This window comes from Breoghania sp. (assembly GCF_030066895.1).
Taxonomy (GTDB): Bacteria; Pseudomonadota; Alphaproteobacteria; order Rhizobiales; family Stappiaceae; genus Breoghania.
The window spans coordinates 66,962-84,780 of record NZ_JASJAV010000020.1; the positions used below are offsets into that span (position 1 = coordinate 66,962).

Genomic DNA, 17,819 nt, shown 5'->3' on the forward strand with positions numbered 1-17,819 from the left:
AATATGATACACCTCACATTGTCGACGCCAACAATAACGCCTGGAAATTTTTGAAATAATTCAGAGTACCACTGGATGTTCTTCGACACGTGGATTCCCCGGCATAGGGTGGCTGGTCGCACTTGTCTATATTAACATCTTACTAGCGATGAACCTCTACGCACGAATACGCAACTCGGCTATTGGAAATAAAAATGCGACCGCCACTTGTGACGACCGCACATACTCACGTTGCAAGATGACGGGACCGGGCCACATCTTCGGCCCCCGGCCTTCCAATCGGCGATCAGCTTCCCGCCGGTTGGAGCCCCGTCAAACGTCTCCGCTCAGATGGCCAGGTATTCGTGGCACAGCTCTTCATTGTCGAGCACTTCGCGCGCCGAGCCCTGGAACACCACCTGCCTCATGTCGAGAATGATCGCCTTGTCCGCCAGCTTGAGCGCGGCAAACGCATTCTGTTCGACGATGATCGTGGTGATGCCGAGATCCTTCACCCCGGCAACAATCCGCTCGATTTCCTGCACGATAACCGGAGCCAACCCCTCGTAGGGCTCGTCCAGCAGCAAGAGCTTCAGGTCACGCGCTAGGGCTCGCGCCACCACCAGCATCTGCTGCTCGCTACCGTACATGGTGACGGCTTCCTGCTTGCGGCATTCGGCAAGGCGCGGGAAATACTCGTAGATACGCGCAAACTCCCAACCCTTCGGCTCCGCCACCTGCGACAGGATGAGGTTTTCCTCCACCGTCAACCCCGGAATGATCCGCCGCTCTTCCGGCACGAGCTGCACCCCGGCGCGCGCCGCGTCATGCGACCTCATGGAATGCAGTTCCTGGCCTGCAAGCCAGATCTCGCCCCGCTTGAGCTCCGGGGAATCCGTGCGCGCAATCGTGCGCAGGGTCGACGTCTTGCCCGCGCCGTTACGCCCGAGAAGCGCGACGATCTCTCCTTCGAAGATATCGAAGGAAACACCTTGCACGATGTAGCTTTCACCGTAGTAGGAATGGATATCGCGCACGGAGAAAAACGGAATCCCCGTCGCGGGCTGCCCCTCCGGTTCCCCCGCGACGACGTGTGTAGCCATGGAATTTATCACTGCGCCTCCCCGAGATAGGCTTCCTTGACCTTCGGATCATTGCGCACCTCTTCTGGCGTGCCTTCCGCGATGATCCGGCCTTGCGCCAGCACGGAGATGCGATCGGCAGACTAAAGACCACATGCATGTCGTGCTCGGTGATCACCTTGGTCATGCCCCGCTCCTTGATCTTCTTGAGAAGATCGATCGTGCGGTTGGTATCGTGACACGACATGCCGGCCGTCGACTCGTCGAGCAGAAGAAGCCGCGGATGCTGGACGAGCCCCATGGCCAGTTCCAGCCGACGCTTGTCGCCGCGCGACAGGCTCGCCGCCTCCTGATCCTTCTTGTCGATGAGCGCCCTATATCCTTCAGCACGCTTTCCGCTTCCGCCCGAAGCCCGTCCTCGCGCGCAAGTCCCGACCAGGCATTGAGCGTGAAGGCACCGTCGCGCTTGGCAAACGCCGGGATCATCACGTTGTGAAGCAGACTGAGATCGGAAAAGATCTCCGGCGTCTGAAAGACGCGGGCAACGCCGAGCTGGTTAATCTCGTGCGGCTGACGCCCGGTGAGCGTCGCCCCGTCGAAGATCACGGCACCGGCGTCCGGTACGATGCGCCCCACGCAGACATTGAGCAGCGTCGACTTGCCCGCCCCGTTCGGGCCGATGATCGCGTGGGTATTACCCTGTTCGATCTGCAGGTCGATATTGGAGAGCGCGCGCAGACCACCGAAGCTCTTGTGGACGTCCGCCACATGCAAAACGATGTCGTTCATGTCCCGCCCCTCATTCAGCCGGTTGCGCCGCACCGGCCGGATTGGACGATCTTTCGCGACGGATCAGTTTCATCAGGCGACGGAAACCTTCCATCACGCCGCCGGGCAGGAAGATGACGACCAGCATGAACAGCAGGCCGAGCGTCAGATGCCAGCCTTCGCCCACGAACAGACTGGTCACGGACACGACCGCGTGCTCAAGCCCATCGGGCAGCACGTCGAAGATCCCGTGCAGCACCCGCTCGTTGTAGGCGGAGAAGATGTTCTCGAAGTACTTGATGATACCAGCCCCCAGAAGCGGCCCGAGCAACGTCCCGGCCCCGCCAAGGATGGTCATCAGCACGACCTCGCCCGACGCCGTCCACTGCATGCGCTCCGCACCCGCAAGCGGATCGGTGATGGCCAGCAGCGACCCGGCAAGTCCCGCATACATACCCGACACCACGAAGGCGGCGAGCGTATGGGGCCGGGTGTTGAAGCCCGTGTAGTTCATCTGGTTCTGGTTCAACTTGATGGCCCGAAGCGCAATGCCGAAGGGCGAGCGGAAGATCCGGAGCCCGAAGAAGAAGGCGAAGATCAGGACGACGGCGCAAACGTAGAATCCGCTCCAGTCGATCGTCTCGATGCCGAAGAAGCTCGGCGTCGGCAGCCCGGTTTCGGCAATGCCCAGCGCGTGATCGAGAACCCGCGCATCCGTCTGCAACAGTTGCAGTCCCGTCTCGCCGTTGGTGATCGACGTGAGCACCGAATAGGCGAGATTGTAGGACATCTGCGCGAAGGCGAGCATCAGAATAGAGAAATAGATGCCCGAGCGCCTCAGTGAGACGTAGCCGATGAGCAGGGCGAACACGCCCGCGATCGCCACGCCGAAGACGATGGCCGGGATGACGTTCATGCTGAACAGCTTGAACCTCCATACCGCAGCATAGGAGCCGACGCCCAGGAAGTCCGCGTGACCGAAGGACAGATATCCGGTCAGCCCGAACAGGATGTTGAAGCCGATGGCGAAGATGCCGTAGATGGCGATCTTCTGCAGAAGGTCCGGATACCCGGCGCCGATCGGGGCGAGCCAGATCGGCATGGTCACCACCACCACGGTGAAGACCGCCATCAGGACCATGTCGTTGCGCAGAAAGTTGGTGTTCATGGCTTAGCTTTCCATCACCCCGCAGCGCCCCATCAAGCCACGAGGCCTGACAAGCAGGATCACCACGGCGATGAGATAGATGGTGATCTGGTCGATACCGGGAAAAATGTCTTTCACTTCCGTCATGGAGGCGAAGGATTGCAGCACGCCGAGCAGGAAGCCTGCGGAAACCGCTCCCGGCAGGGATCTCATGCCACCGACGACCACGGCGACGAAGGACAGGACCAGGAAGTCCATGCCCATGTGGTAGTCGGGCGGAAGTATCGGCGTGTACATGACGCCGGCGAGCCCCGCCACGATGGCGGCGATGCCGAACACGACGGTAAAGCGACACTGGATGTTGATGCCGAGCAGGCCGACAGTCTCGCGGTCCTGTATGCCCGCCCGCACGACCATGCCGTAGGTGGTGAACTGCAGGAATGAGAAGACGGCTGCGATGACGATCAGCGAGAAGCCGAGATAGATCAGCCACCACCACGGATAGACAACGGCGACCCCAGACCGAGCCATTCGCCGATGCTGGCGCTTCCCGCCACCGCGTCCGGCGCGCCGGTCGGGATCGGATTCGCCCCGAAGGTCGTCTTGATGATTTCCTGAATGACGATCGCAAGGCCGAAGGTGACGAGAATCTATTCCGCATGGCTGCGCTTGTAGAAGAAGCGAATGAGACCACGCTCCATCACCAGGCCGATCAGCAACATAATGGGAATGGCCAGCAGGATCGACAATGGCACCGCATAGTCGATGATCGCCCGACCGGTATCACCCATCCAGACCTCCAGATAGGGGGATCTCCTCGTAGGCATCGAAGAAGGTGACGCTCTCGTCCTTCACCTTGACGGAAAGCGTCAGCAGCTTCTGCAAGGTCACGGCGCAAAAGGCGCCCAGCATGAAGAGCGCGTCGTGCGCGAAGTTGACGACACCGAGCGTGCCGAAAACCAGGGTCAAACCCAGGGCGATCAGCGCATAAGCGCCGCCTTTGTCGAGCCCGTTGAGAAGCTGGAGTACGAACGCATCCATGAGAATTACGCCGAATGTCTATGGATATCGGGGAGTGCCCGCCGTCACCCGGCCAATTCGCGGAAAGCACCCGCGAAGCCTGGGAGAATTGAGGGGCACGTGAGGGCCGGTCGCCCCGCCGATCGCCGTCTAACAGGTAGGTAAAGACAGCGACCGGCCGATTTTCGAACCGTCAGCCGCAGGTGCCGAGTTCGCCGCCGAAGATCTTCGGGTCGTAGGTGACGGCATCCGCCGGCACTTCCTTGACCACCTTCAGAAGGTCGAACTGGCTGGACAGGTTCTCGTTACCGCACAACACGAGTACGTTCTTGAAGCACTGGTGGTCGGCACCGCGGTAGAGGGTCGGGCCGTTGCCCGTGCCGTCGAATCCGAAGTCTTCCAGCGCGGAGATGACTTCGCACGGATAGAACGTCCCGGCCCGCTGGCAGGCATCGGCATACAGGATGGTCTGCACTTAGCAGGTGTGCGCGGCCTGGGACGGCGGGAAGCCGTATTCCTGACCGAAGGACTTCACGAAGGCCTGCGAGCCCTCATCCTGCAGTGACCAGTTCCAGTGGGTGGTGCCGAGAATGCCATTGATGTTCTCGCCGCCGCCCTGCGCCATCAGACGCGAGAACAGCGGCACGACGATCTCGAACTTATTGCCGTTGACCATCTTGTCGCGCAGCCCAAACTGGATAGCCTGGGTCAGCGAGTTGACCATGTTCTTGCCGTAGTGGTTCAGAATCAGCACATCGGCGCCGGAATTCAGAACCGGCGTGATGTACTGCGAGAAGTCACTGGCGCCCAGCGGCGTGCGGACCGTGTTGACGGTCTCCCAGCCGAGAGCCTCGGTGGTGTTCTTGATTGACTCTTCCTGGGTCCAGCCCCAGATGTAGTCGGCCGTCAGGTGATTAGGCGCGACGGTCGGTGCCCATCTCTTCCTTCAGCACTGGGTCGAGCGCGGCGTCCGACATGTAGGCGTTAAAGAAGTGACGGAAGCCGTACTTGCGCTTGTCCTTGCCGGTCGTGTCGTTGGAATGGGTCAGCCCCGCCATGAAGATGATGCCCATCTCCTGACACAGCGACTGCACCGCGACCGCCAACACCCGACGAGGAGCCGCCGGTGATCATGATCGCGCCGTCCTTCTCCACCATGTGCTTGGCGGAGGAGCGGGCCGCATCCGACTTGGTCTAGGTGTCGCCCGTGACGTAGTCGACCTTCTTGCCGAGGATGCCGTTCCCTTCGAGGGCAAACGGCTTCATCGTGTTCAGCATGCCGCCATCGCCTTCGCCGTTGATGTGCTTCACGGCGAGCTGGTAGGCGCGCAGCTCATTGGCGTAGGCGCCGGTCTGGGGAACGTTGAAGCCGAGCGTAACGGAGCTCTTGTTGGTCGGAGCGTTCGCGAAATTCTGCGCCCAGGTGCCCCGAGAGAAGATGGTCGGGGTAGCGAGCACAAGGCCGGACGCTGCAGTCGCCTTGAGAAGGCTACGACGATTTACGGACGTAGTAAGGTCTTTCATGAATTCCTCCCTAAAGGCACTGAAGCCAAATCCTGCACCGTAATGCCGTATCGATTCTTCCAAACGATACGATCAGCCCCTCCAGTCCCCGGCACAGAGATATAATACATAAAAAAGAAGCAGCCTTCCGCAATACGACCTTTGGCGCGACAAAGTCGAAAAAAGACGCTTGTCTTATGTCATACGACTAACATGCAGCAAAAATTATGCGTATGCGATTGGCACATACCGCAATGCATCAAGATTAGGAACTTAATGTAAGAATAAAGACGTTTAGACTTTTGTCTAAGGGTGGTTTCGACAGTAAGATTGGATAAAAGTAACCGTCGGTTGCGTATACCGCTACGATTGCTACCGACCTGTCAGGCAGACAGAAGCCGCACCGGCTTTCCCTCGAGAAAACCCTCCAGAGCCTCCACCGTCTCGCGATAGAAGATCTCTTAGGTCTCCCGGTCACGTATCCCACGTACGGCGTTATGATCAGGTTCGGCGCCCCGTGCAGCAGGTGCCCGGCCGGCAGGAGTTCCTCGTCAAAAACGTCGAGCCCCGCCCCGCCGATATGCCCCCCGGCAAGAGCCGCGATCAACGCCATGGTGTCGACGATGGCCGCGCGCCAGGTATTGATCAGGATCGCATCCGATTTCATGAACCCCAGTTCGCGGGCGCCGATGAGACCGCGGGTGCGCTCCGACAGCTTGGTATGGATGGACACGAAGTCGGACTCACGCAGCAGATCCTCCAGTTCCGGCATCCGCGTCACGCCCACTTCCGCGCATCGCTCGTCCGTCAGGTTCTGGCTCCACGCGATCACCTTCATGCCGAAGGCCATTCCGATCCGCGCCATCTTCGAGCCCAGTCGTCCAAGACCGACGATACCGAGCGTCGCCCCGTACAGATCGCGCCCGACATCAAGCTGCCATCCGCCGACGGAGAGCGATCGAACTTCCGTGATGAGCTTCTTAGCCGCACCGATCATCAGCCCGACGGCAAGCTCGGCCGTGGCGTGACCGGGCGAGTGAGTCCCGCAGACGGTGATGCCGCATCGCTCCGCCGCGGCCAGATCGATGGCCTCGTTTCGCATGCCCGTGGTAACGATCAGCTTCAGATTGGGCAGAGCCTCGATGACGGATGCGGGAAAGGGGGTGCGCTCACGCATCAGGCACACCGCATCATAGGGCTGCAGTTCGGCCCTGACGTCGTCCTCGTTACCCAAGGGTGCCTTGTAGACACTGACCTCGGCGCGTTCCTCCACACGACTCCAATCAGCAAAATTCCGGGCAACGCCGTGATAGTCGTCGAGAACGGCAATACGCATAGTCAGATAGAACTCCGCAACGCCCCCGCAGGGCGTCGCCTTTTAGCGGAAGAACGGCGATCCTTCCACCCCCGGCCGACCCCTCAGCGAAGCAGCATGGTCACGCGGTTTTGGTAGGCCGTCACGACATGCCGCCGGGAGGCCTTTTCCGCCGCATCGGGATCACGCGCCGCAATTGCTTCCACGATTTTCTCGTGCTCCACGATTGACTGGGCTCCGCGTTCAGGCAAAGACAAGGTTGTACCTTCGATCAGGGCCATATGCAGACGCATCGTATCCAGAAGCTGATTGAGGTAGCGGTTGTGAGAGGAACGATGGACGACCCTATGGAAACGCCGATTGATGACGGCAAGTTCCACGGGCTTGTCGACCATCACCCGCCCTTCCTCAACGAGTTCACGCAGAAGAGCTATTTCCTGGGGTGCCGCATGCAGGGCAGCCCCGCGCGCCGCAGAACCTTCCATGACCTCGCGCGCGGCATATAGCTCGCCGATCTGATCGTAATCGAGGGCCGCGACAACGCAGCCCTTGTGTGCATTGTGGGTGACGAGCCCTTGCGCTTCCAATCGACGCAATGCTTCGCGTACAGGCGTGCGCGACGTGCCGAACCGCTCCGCCAGCCGCGATTCGCGCAAGGCATCGCCGGGGCCGAATTCGCCCTGCTCGATCGCATCGAGAAGACGATCATGGAGGCTTTCAGGATTGGCAGCTGTGCTCTTCATATCCATCAATGTATACGATTGTGTTCAATATTACGAATAAAATGCGATACGAACAATCCCCTCCACCAAGCCCGCGGCAGGCAGGCAATCGCAGACACGGACTGCCGGGACGCGGGCCCGCATCCCGGCGCTTTTGCCTCCTAGGAAGAACCTGGCCTCACACCACATCGGCGAGCGCGGTACCGAGCTTGTCGACGAGTTTGCCGATCTGATCGTCGGAGATGATGAAGGGCGGTGCGAGAAGGATGTGATCGCCGCGCCGACCGTTGATCGTGCCGCCCATCGGATAGCAGATCAGCCCGGCCGCAAACGCCGCCTTCTTGACGCGCGCCGCCACTCCGAGTTCCGGATCAAACGGCTCCTTGCTCGCCCGATCCGACACAAGCTCGACCCCGCGGAAAAGACCACGCCCACGAATATCGCCCACATGCGGATGCTGGGCGAAGGCATCGCGCAAAGCCGCATCGAGCTTCTCGCCCTGCGCCTTGACGCGCGCGATGAGGCCGCGCTCATCGATCGTCTTGACGACGGCACGCGCAGCCGCCGCCATGGGATAGCCCATATAGGTGTGCTCGTGCTGAAAGAAGCCGGAACCGCCGGCAATCGCGTCAAAGATCCGGGCGGAACACAACATAGCTCCGATAGGCTGATAACCAGCGCCCAGCCCTTTCGCGATGGTCACGATATCGGGGGCAACGCCGTCCTGCTCGCAGGCGAAGAACGAACCGGTGCGCCCCATGCCGCACATCACCTCATCGAGGATCAGCAACACGCCATAGCGATCGCAGATCTCGCGGATGCGCTTGAAATATCCCTCGACCGCAGACACGGCGCCGAGCGTCACGCCGACCAAAGGCTCCGCGATGAAGGCCATGACCGTTTCCGGACCGAGCCGCTCGATTTCGGTGGCCAGCTCGTCCGCAACCCGTTGACCGTAGTCGAACGACGTCTCCCCTTCCGCCCGGCCGCGATACTCATAGCACAGCGAAACATGGGAGGTTTCCACCAGCAACGGCGCGAATTTCGCGCGCCGCCAGGCATTGCCGCCCACCGCCAGCGCCCCCAGCGTATTACCGTGATAGCTCTGTTGCCGGGCAATGACGCGATGACGATCCGGAGGCCCGATCTCCACGAAATATTGCCGCGCGAGCTTGATCGCCGCCTCGACCGCTTCAGGGCCGCCGGAAACCAGATAGACGCGCTCGATCCCCTCCGGGGCATGGTCGATCAGCAGATCCGCCAGTTCTTCGGCCGCCGGGTTTGAGAAGAAACCGGTATGCGCGAAGGCGATGTTGTCTAGCGGATCGCGGCGCTCACGTCAGCATCGGAATGCTCCAGGCAAGAGACCGCCGCGCCTCCGGATCCGTTCAGATAGCGCTTTCCCGCCGTATCGAAAATGTAGCAACCCTCACCCTTTGCGGCGAGGGGCGGCGACTGACGCGCGGAGCGCCCGAAAATGTGTCCGGTCATTTCTTGTTCTGTTCCGGTGTCGGATCGGCTCACGCGGTTGCGCGAACCACAAATACGGATTGATTGGCGTGGCGCACGATCCGGACAGCATTGGGCCCGAGCAGATAGTCCTTCAGCTCCGGACGGTGCGAGCCCATGAGGATCAGGTCGCAATCCAGCTTGTCGGCTGCCTTCATGATCTCGTCGTAGATCGTACCGTGGGCGACATGCCCTTTCGCCTCGCTCGCAGCCTCGTGCTCGGCCATGAACTCGGACATGGCGGCCCGCGCCACAGCCAGCGCCTTGGCCTCATAATCCTTCGGGAAAGAAGGACCCGACGATCGCCATCGAGTAGGTCGGCACCACGGAGAACAGGTGGAGTTCCGCACCGCTGGCCTTTGCGATATAGGCCGTCTCATCCAGAACCTGAGCAGCAAACGCCTTGTCCTGAAGATCGATGGGAACTAGTATCCGCTTGTATATTCGGCCTCTCCTCAAAATGCCGGTACGGTCTGACGCCTGCGCTGCATCAGGACCACAAAGGTCAGCAGCACCAGGGCCGGGATATAGAAAATTTCCTTCGGCATCCTTTCTGCTTCCGTCTCAACTTTCGTAATCTCCACCGGGGTATCGCCGTAGAAGTCGTATTCCGAAAGGATCTGGAAGAAGGTCGTGCCGGGGAAGGGTTCCTCCAGAACCGCCTTGCCATCGTCTTCCATGACCACGAGGCCGGAGCGTTTCAGACGCTCCTCTCCGTCACCCGGCGCCCCGAGCTGCGCGACGATGGTTCGTGTATTGATCTTGCCCGTATCGAAATCGGGCCCGGATATCACGAAGCGGACATCCCCGTTCGCCGGGGCGTCTCCCGCCATTTCGATCAGTTGCGTTCCCGGCAGATCGTTGAACGGCGGCTCCACGTAGTCGAGCCAGAAGCCGGGCCGGAACAGGGTGAAGGCGATAAGCAACAGGGCAGCGGATTCCCAGATCCGGCTGCGCGCCAGGAAATACCCTTGAGTTGCCGCGGCAAATAGCATCATCGCCACGGCGAAGACGAAGACCGCCTTCAGGGGCATGACGTCGATCAGCAGCAGTTCCGTATTGAACAGGAACAGGAACGGCAAAAGCGCGGTGCGGATATCGTAGGTGAAGCTCTGGATACCCGTTCGGATCGGATCGCCGCCCGATATGGCGGCTGCTGCAAAGGCCGCCAGTCCCACAGGGGGCGTGTCATCTGCCAGAATGCCGAAATAGAACACGAACAGATGAACCGCGACGAGCGGCACGATCAGTCCCAAACTAGCGCCCACGGACACGGATCACCGGCACCATCAACGAGGACACCACGATGTAGTTCGCCGTGGTCGGCAGCCCCATGCCGAGCAGCAGGCTCATGACCGCAACGAGCAGCAACATCGCCATCAGGCTGCCGCCGGACAAAAACTCCACGAACTCGCCCACCACCTGATGCAGACCGGTGAGCGACACGGTGCCAACGATGACGCCCGCAGCACCGGTTGCGACACCGATACCGATCATGTTGCGCGCACCGGCAATCATGCCTTCGACGAACTCGCCCCATCCGTGCTTGAAGCCTTCGGCGAACGCGCCCTAACCGCGCATGAAGCGCTTCAGCGGATGCTGGGTCAGCACGATGAAGATCATCGCCACCGTCGCCCAATAGGCCGACAGCGTCGGCGACAGCCGTTCGATCAGGATGCACCATATCAGGATGACGATGGGCAGGATGAAATGGAAGCCGGTGATCGCGACCCCCCAGGGCCGCGGCAACACATCGATCGGTGCATTGGGATCGTCCGGCTCGAGATCGGGATGACGTGCGGCCAAGGACAGAAGCACCAGATAAGCAACGAGGAACAACACCGAGGCGCTCAGCATTCCCATGCCGGGAAACGCCACCTTGATCCAGCCGAACCCGTAATAGACGACAATGGCGATGACGGCGACGAAGAGGAAGCCGAACAGAAGATTGGCGAGCCGGCTCGGCCGCGGCAGCCCTTCCAGCCCCAGCTTCAACGCTTCCAGATGAACGGTATAGACCAGCGCGATATAGGAGATGACCGCAGGCAGGAAAGCGTGCTTGATCAGTTCGGGATAGGAAATCCCGGTAAATTCGGAAATCATGAAGGCCGCGGCGCCCATGACGGGCGGGGTCAACTGACCGTTCCTGGAGGAGGTCATCTCCACCGCGCCCGCCTTTTCAGGCTTGAAGCCGGTACGCTCCATCAGCGGGATCGTGAACGTGCCGGTGGGTCACCACATTGGCAATGGAAGACCCGGAGTAGAACCCCGACAGTGCGGAGGCGACAACGGCCGCCTTGGCCGGGTCGCCGCGCAGGTGACCGAGCAACGCGAAGGCCAGCTTGATGAAATAGCTGCCCGCCCCCGCTTTCTCCAGCAAGGAACCGAACAGCACGAACAGAAAGATCATCGAGGTCGAGACGCCAAGCGCCACGCCGAAGACACCCTCCGTCTGCATCCAGAAATACCACATCGCCTTGGAGAAGGACGCCCCCTTCCACATGATCGCTTCGGGCATGAAGGAGAGATGGCCGAAGAAGACATAGAAGACGAAGATCGAGGCGACGATGACCAGCGCCAGGCTGAGCGCGCGGAAAACAGCAATGGCGAGCGACAGCATGCCGATCGAGGAAAAGACGAGGTCGAGGGTCGTCGGCAGCCCCGCGCGGCCTGCGATGTCTTCCTTGAAATACAGCAGATAGAGGCACGAGGCAGCGGCCACGAGAGCCAGCGCCCAATCGTACAAGGGCACCCGACCGCGCATCCGAAGCCCGTTGAGAAGAATGTACGACCCCGTCGCTCAGGCAGTCCTGCCCGCTCGACGTGAAATCCGGCCGTTCAACACGCACCAATACGCTGCAGATCAAGGAAAATGCCTCCCGCACCGGCATCGATACGGGAGGCGATAAAGTCAGGGAAAGCGCCGGATTATATCCAGCCGCGTTCCTTGTAGTACTTCTCGGCGCCGGGATAGAGCGGAGCGGACAGGCAGTCCTTGATCATTTCCGCTTCCTTCAGGTTGGCAAATGCCGGGTGCAGCTTCTTGAAATCCTCGAAGTTGTCGAAGACGGCCTTGACCACCGTGTAGACGACATCATCGGGGACATCGGCGGACGTGATGAAGGTGGCGCCCACGCCGAAGATGGTGACGTCCTCGTCGGTGCCCTTGTACATGCCACCGAGAATGGTCGCGATGCGGTAGTAGGGGTTGTCGGCGACGAGCTTGTCGATCGGCGCGCCCTTGACGGAAACGAGCTTCACATCACAGGTCGTGGCGGCTTCGGTGATGGCGGCGGCCGGATGCCCGATCATGTAGATCATGGTGTCGATCTTGCCGTCGCAAAGCGCCTGGGCCATTTCGGAGCCCTTGAGTTCGGCCGCCAGCGAGAAATCGTCCATCTTCATGCCGAAGGCATCCATGACGACTTCCATCGTGGCGCGCTGACCGGAGCCCGGATTGCCCACGTTCACCTTGTGGCCCTTGAGGCCCTCAAACTCGTCGATGCCGGAATCGGCGCGCACGATCAGCGTGAACGGCTCCGGATGAACGGAAAAGACGGCGCGCTCCTTCTCGAACGGTCCCTGTTCCTTGAATTTCAAGGTGCCGTGATAGGCATGATACTGCCAGTCGGACTGGGCGACGCCGAATTCCAGTTCGCCCGCACGCACCGTGTTGATGTTGTAGACGGAGCCGCCGGTCGATTCCGCCGAACAACGGATGCCGTGGGTCTTGCGTTCCTTGTTGACCAACCGGCAAATCGCACCGCCGATCGGGTAGTACACCCCGGTGACATCTCCTGTGCCGATCGAGATGAATTTCTGGTCAGCGGCCTGTGCCCCACCGGCAACGGCGAAAGCCAGAACTGTTGCGAAAATCGCCTGACGTCGGTTCATTGATACCTCCGTATTTGTTTATCAGTAAGAAATCAGTAAAGCTCCATAGAAACAGACGTATTATTTTTGTCAGTGCGGCAGTCCGTTTGTTTGCTCAACCGGGGGAGGCAACTTGAACGCACCGACACGAAGCGCAGAAGAACTGAGGAAAGATCTGTGTAAGATTGTGGAAACAGGCCCGCGCCAGCTCTCTACATTTACAGCATGGATTCTCGACAATTATCAGGAGGTCGCCTTCCGCTCGCTGCGATCCGCAGCGCGTGCGGCGACCGTCAACCAGAATTCAACCGTCCGGCTGGCCAAGACGCTCAGCTATTCCGGCTACGATGCATTTCGCGGCGATATCCAGTCAGCGTTGCGGGCGGGCATCGTGCCCTATTCCGCGCGCGCGCCCAGCATCCCGACAGCGACAACAGGCAGACCTTTCACAGAGCGAGCGAAACAAACATGGCGGCCGTGTTCTCGCCGGAGATGCACGAATTGCTGGCCATCTGTGCGGAGGAACTGACCGCGGCGCGGCGCGTCTACTGCATCGGCGTGCACAGTTGCTTCTCGCTGGCCCACTATTTCACCTATGTGGGCGCGATGGCATTTGCCAACATCATCCACTCACCCGACGAACCGGGCGGCATCATGGACCTACTTTCGCAGGCAGGCCCGGAAGACGTGGTTATAGCGATCACCTACGCGCACTATTCCTGGGAAGTGGTGCGCGGGGTGTCGATCGCGCGCGAGTGCGGGGCCCGCGTCATCGCCCTGACAGACAGCATGGTTTCGCCGATTACCCGGGGCACCTGGAAGGTGGTCCCGCTGCCGATGGAAGGTCCGCATTTCGTGCCCTCGCTCGCCCCCGCCTTTGCGATCATCGAGCTGCTTCTGGCCGAAATGGTGCTGCGCGCCCCCGAAGTCGAACAGCGCGTGCAGGACTTCGAGGAACGCATCAAGCGTTTCGGCGGATATGTCACCACGGAGCCGCCGAGCGAGGGGGAGCTCACCTCAACGGGGCTAAGCGTCGACGCATCCGCGCACGCATGACCCCCGCCTGCGCCCCGCGCAGACGAGCCGTCTCCGCCGCCTCAACCGTTCCGTCTTCACACAGGCCGACGCCAAAAAACCTTCCCGCCTCGTCCCACGTATAACGCCCGAGCCGCACATTCTCTGCGACCTGCTCCGGATCGCGTTCGAACGGATCGCCGTAATCACCGCCGCCCGGAGTTTCCGACCCGCACGCGATCGCCGGGCTTCATCGGGATATCCTGCACCTTGGAAAGATGATCCGGCACCACCGCCTTGCCGTCCTGATAGACGGTGACCGAATTCGGCATCCCGTCCTTTCCGCCCAGCGCGCCCTGCGGGCCAAACCGGCCGTGATCCATCACGAAGCTCGCGGTGGCGTGGCCGCACCTCAGTTCCACCTCGTAATCGAGCCCGAACTAGCCGCGATGCCGCCCGACCCCGCCGGAGCCCTCGCGCAAAGCGTAACAGTGATAAAGAACGGGGAACTGCTGCTCCATGATTTCAACCGGCGGCGCCTTGGAGATCACGATCGTGGAGCAGCCGTTCGACAGCCCATCATGATCGCTGTTATCGCCGTAGCCACCACCGGAAATCTGGTACATGATGAAGCTGCGATTGCGCTCAGGATCATGGCCGCCGAGCGCGAAATTGCCCCAGCTTCCGGCCGCCGCCGCCGTCACGCGATCCGGCAGCGCCTCCACCAGAGCCGCAAAGAAACCTCCGCGAGCCGCTGGCTGACTTCCGCCGCGCAGCCCGAAACAGGGCGCGGATAATGGGCATCCAGAAACGTCCCTTCCGGCGTGATCACCTTCAACGGCTCGAAAGCCCCGGCCGAAATCGGCACATCGGGGAAGATGTGGCGCATGGCGAGATAGACGGAGGAAAGCGTCGTCGCCAGAACAGAGTTCATCGGCCCCATGCAGGGCTTGGAGGAGCCTGCGAAGTCGAAACTCAATTCGCCATCCCGGGCGGTAATGGCGAGCCGGATTTCCAAAGGCTCATACACGACGCCGTCGCTGTCCACATAGGCGACGGACCGATAGACGCCGTCGGGAATGAGACGGACATTGGCGCGCATCTGATCGGCCGCACGCCGCCGCAATTCCTCGATGGCCCCCTTGACGACATCGTCTCCGTAGCGATCGAGAACGCGGCCCAGACGTTCCTGACCGACAAGAAGCGCGGCGGCCTGCGCTTTCACATCGCCAATGCGCTGTTCGGAGACGCGGATGTTGGAACAGATGATCGAATAGATCTCCGGATCGAGCACGCCCTTCTTGAAGAGCCGAACCGGCGGAAGCCGAAGCCCCTCCTGTTCGACGGAGGTAACCGACGCCGAAAAGCCGCCCGGCACGGCGCCGCCGGTATCCGGCCAGTGTCGTCCCGTATTGGATAGCCAGCAAAATATCTCGCCGTTTCGATAGAACGGCATGGCGAAGCGCGCGTCCATCAGATGCGTGCCGCCAAGATTAGGGGTCATTGACGATGTAGATGTCGCCGGGCTCCGGTGCGGCCACGGTTCCTGCCACAATCATCTCGATCAGCATCTTCGTGGAATATTGCATCGTGCCGACGAAGACCGGCAGACCGCCCGCCCCTTGCGCGATCAGGGAACCATCGACAGCCGAATAGATGCCGTCGGATCGATCGTTCGCCTCCGCGATGACCGGTGAGAAGACGGCGCGCGAAAAGCTCAGATCCATCTCGTCGCAGACCTGTTGAAGGCCAGACTGGATGACCGAAAGCGTAATCGGATCTATGCTCATGCGTCCTCTCCCCACGAGGTCTCGGCCAGCGTGATGATGATGTTGCCGTCTGCGTCCTGGCGCGCCGTGTCGCCGGGCTCGATGACGATGGTCGTATCCATCCGTTCCACGATGGCAGGCCCCTCGATTTCCGCATCGAACGGCAGGTAATCGCGCCAGTAGACGGGCGTCTCCTCAAAGCCGGCAAACCAACCTTGCGCGTGCCCGTTTTTGCCTCCGTCAAGGATGCCTTGCGCCCCGCAGGGTCGATCAGCAGAGACAGGTCGATCTCCTCGCGACGGCCGATGACGGAGGTGTTGACATTGACGAGGCTCGCCTTGATTTCCGGCAGTTCCACATGGAAGCGGTTGAAATAGGCTTCCTCGAAGAGCCGCTGCAGATCATCCACGCTCGGCCGCGCGCTCTCAAGCGGCACGCGCAGTAGGTGGGTCTGACCGATGAACTGCATATCGACGGAGACGAGTTCCTTCACGTCCTCGATGCGCACGTTCTCCTTTTCGATCAGTGCGCGGCCTTCCGCCGACTGCTGATCGAAAAGCGCATGCACGGCATTGATATCGAGCACTTCAAGCGGCTTGTTGACCGTGTTGACGAAGTCGTGCCGGAGATCGGCCACTACGCAGCCAAGCGCATTGGTGATGCCGGGACGCGCAGGCACGAGAACGCGCGGCACGCCGAGTTCGCGCGCAATCGCGGTTGCATGCAGCGGGCCAGCACCGCCAAAGGCAAAGAGCGCGAAGTCGCGAGGATCCTCACCGAGGCTGACGGACACCATCCGCACCGCATCCGCCATGCGCGTGTTGGCGATCCTGAGGACGGCAGCAGCCGTCTCGATCGCATCGACACCCAACGGACGCCCGAGCTGGTCCGCAAAAGCCGCCTCGATATCGGCAAGCGATACGGTGCCGAAAACGGAATTGAGCTTTTCTGGGTTCATCCGCCCGAGCAACAGATTGGCATCCGAAATCGTCGGCCGCTTACCGCCGCGCCCGTAGCAGATCGGCCCCGGCGTCGATCCCGCGCTTTCCGGCCCGACCTGCAGCAATCCGGCCTCCGTCACCCGCGCAATCGAGCCGCTGCCCGCCCCCACCGTACGCACGTCCACCATCGGCACGTGGATCGACATGGCGTATTCGATCTCATTGGAGATAGCAGGTTCCGCATTGCGGATGAGTGCGACGTCGGTCGAGATGCCGCCCATGTCATAGGTGAGCAGATTGGTGATGCCGGCCCGGCGCCCGGTTGTTGCCGCTGCCATGACACCGGAGGCTGGTTCCGACATCACGGTCTTTACCGCCTCGATCGCCACCCGGCGCGCCGACACCATGCCGCCGTTGCCGTTCATCACCAGCACGTCATGACGATAGCCTTCCTGCGCCAGTTGATCGGCGAGCCGCTCAACATAACGGCGCAGTAGCGGCTGGACGGAGGCATTGATCGCCGCTGTCACCCCGCGCTCGAATTCCCGGCTTTCCGACAACAACGCATGGCCGAGTGTGATGTTCTCGTTCGGCCAGATCTCCGCCGCGATCTCGCCTGCGCGGATCTCATGCGCGGAGTTGGCGTAGGAATGAAGGAAATGGATGACCAGCGCCTCGCAGCCCTTGTCGATCAGATCCTTCAAAGCGGAACGCAGGGCATCCTCGTCGAGCGGCACCAGTTCGTTGCCGTCGGCATCGAAACGCTCGGGCACTTCAAGCCGCAGATCGCGCGGGATGATGGGCACGAAATGACCCTTCATGCCGTAGGCGTTGGGACGGGTGCGGCGCCCCAACTCTAGCACGTCGCGGAACCCGGCCGTGGTGATGAGCCCGGTCTTGCAGAGATTGCGCTCCAGAACCGCGTTCGTCGTTGTGGTCGTGCCATGGACGATCAGATCGAGCGCGACGAGATCCGCATCGGTCGAATGCAGCGCGTTGAGAACGCCGAAGGCCTGATTGTCGAGCGTCGTCGGCGTCTTGGCGAGACGCCCCGCCCGCGCGCCAGCATCGAACAGGACGAGATCGGTGAAGGTGCCGCCGACATCAACGCCTACCACGAGAGAGGGCCCTGCGGAGGAGACGTTCTCGGACATTTGCGAAGGGGCGGCCAGGGAGG

At 61.1% G+C, this 17,819-nt stretch carries 12 protein-coding genes and 6 pseudogenes; 1 reads left to right on the top strand and 17 read right to left on the bottom strand.

Annotation, left to right across the window (positions count from 1 at the left end; genetic code table 11):
- Window positions 1–326: 326 nt before the first annotated feature.
- From QNJ43_RS19625 to QNJ43_RS19700, 15 genes and pseudogenes are all read right to left on the bottom strand, one after another.
- Entirely contained in the window at window positions 327–1,082 is a 756-nt protein-coding gene (locus tag QNJ43_RS19625) for an ATP-binding cassette domain-containing protein (RefSeq protein WP_300472265.1), read from the bottom strand.
- An 8-nt stretch (window positions 1,083–1,090) separates the two neighbouring features.
- Window positions 1,091–1,850: pseudogene (locus QNJ43_RS19630) on the bottom strand (ABC transporter ATP-binding protein).
- A 10-nt stretch (window positions 1,851–1,860) separates the two neighbouring features.
- Window positions 1,861–2,997, bottom strand: a complete 1,137-nt coding sequence (locus tag QNJ43_RS19635) for a branched-chain amino acid ABC transporter permease (protein ID WP_300472267.1) — start codon at window positions 2,995–2,997, stop codon at window positions 1,861–1,863.
- A gap of 3 nt (window positions 2,998–3,000) precedes the next feature.
- Window positions 3,001–4,017, bottom strand: a pseudogene (locus QNJ43_RS27435) (branched-chain amino acid ABC transporter permease).
- A 172-nt stretch (window positions 4,018–4,189) separates the two neighbouring features.
- Window positions 4,190–5,520, bottom strand: a pseudogene (locus QNJ43_RS19655) (substrate-binding protein).
- A gap of 244 nt (window positions 5,521–5,764) precedes the next feature.
- Window positions 5,765–6,835 (bottom strand): D-2-hydroxyacid dehydrogenase family protein, encoded by a 1,071-nt coding sequence (locus QNJ43_RS19660; protein WP_300472276.1) that lies wholly within the window; start codon window positions 6,833–6,835, stop codon window positions 5,765–5,767.
- Window positions 6,836–6,918: 83 nt separating this feature from the next.
- Window positions 6,919–7,557 carry a GntR family transcriptional regulator gene (locus QNJ43_RS19665; protein ID WP_300472278.1) on the bottom strand — a complete coding sequence of 213 codons (639 nt, stop codon included), beginning with the start codon at window positions 7,555–7,557 and terminating at the stop codon, window positions 6,919–6,921.
- A gap of 157 nt (window positions 7,558–7,714) precedes the next feature.
- Window positions 7,715–9,027, bottom strand: a pseudogene (locus QNJ43_RS19670) (aspartate aminotransferase family protein).
- Between the two features lie 29 nt (window positions 9,028–9,056).
- Window positions 9,057–9,299 (bottom strand): universal stress protein, encoded by a 243-nt coding sequence (locus QNJ43_RS19675; protein WP_300472280.1) that lies wholly within the window; start codon window positions 9,297–9,299, stop codon window positions 9,057–9,059.
- A gap of 16 nt (window positions 9,300–9,315) precedes the next feature.
- Entirely contained in the window at window positions 9,316–9,504 is a 189-nt protein-coding gene (locus QNJ43_RS19680) for a universal stress protein (RefSeq protein WP_300472282.1), read from the bottom strand.
- Window positions 9,501–10,319: a DUF3394 domain-containing protein gene (locus QNJ43_RS19685; protein WP_300472284.1), complete on the bottom strand. Its 819-nt coding sequence runs from the start codon at window positions 10,317–10,319 to the stop codon at window positions 9,501–9,503. Before QNJ43_RS19685 ends, QNJ43_RS19680 begins: the two co-directional genes overlap by 4 nt.
- Entirely contained in the window at window positions 10,303–10,563 is a 261-nt protein-coding gene (locus QNJ43_RS27440; protein WP_346433050.1) for a TRAP transporter large permease subunit, read from the bottom strand. Before QNJ43_RS27440 ends, QNJ43_RS19685 begins: the two co-directional genes overlap by 17 nt.
- A gap of 51 nt (window positions 10,564–10,614) precedes the next feature.
- A complete protein-coding gene (locus QNJ43_RS19690; protein ID WP_346433051.1) occupies window positions 10,615–11,250 on the bottom strand; it encodes a TRAP transporter large permease subunit in 636 nt (211 codons plus the stop codon).
- Window positions 11,225–11,797, bottom strand: coding sequence for a TRAP transporter large permease subunit (locus QNJ43_RS19695; RefSeq protein WP_300472286.1), 573 nt, complete (start codon window positions 11,795–11,797; stop codon window positions 11,225–11,227). Before QNJ43_RS19695 ends, QNJ43_RS19690 begins: the two co-directional genes overlap by 26 nt.
- 176 nt (window positions 11,798–11,973) lie before the next feature.
- Entirely contained in the window at window positions 11,974–12,939 is a 966-nt protein-coding gene (locus QNJ43_RS19700; RefSeq protein WP_300472288.1) for a TAXI family TRAP transporter solute-binding subunit, read from the bottom strand.
- A gap of 447 nt (window positions 12,940–13,386) precedes the next feature.
- Here QNJ43_RS19700 and QNJ43_RS19705 point away from each other — a divergent pair, with 447 nt between their 5' ends.
- Entirely contained in the window at window positions 13,387–13,974 is a 588-nt protein-coding gene (locus QNJ43_RS19705) for a MurR/RpiR family transcriptional regulator (RefSeq protein ID WP_300472290.1), read from the top strand.
- Here the strand turns inward: QNJ43_RS19705 and QNJ43_RS19710 are convergent.
- Together QNJ43_RS19710 and QNJ43_RS19715 are read right to left on the bottom strand one after the other, a co-directional pair.
- Window positions 13,931–15,722 (bottom strand): annotated as a pseudogene (locus QNJ43_RS19710) (hydantoinase B/oxoprolinase family protein). The gene QNJ43_RS19705 and the pseudogene QNJ43_RS19710 overlap by 44 nt on opposite strands.
- Window positions 15,719–17,796: pseudogene (locus tag QNJ43_RS19715) on the bottom strand (hydantoinase/oxoprolinase family protein). The pseudogenes QNJ43_RS19710 and QNJ43_RS19715 overlap by 4 nt, the downstream one beginning before the upstream one ends.
- Between the last annotated feature and the right edge of the window lie 23 nt (window positions 17,797–17,819).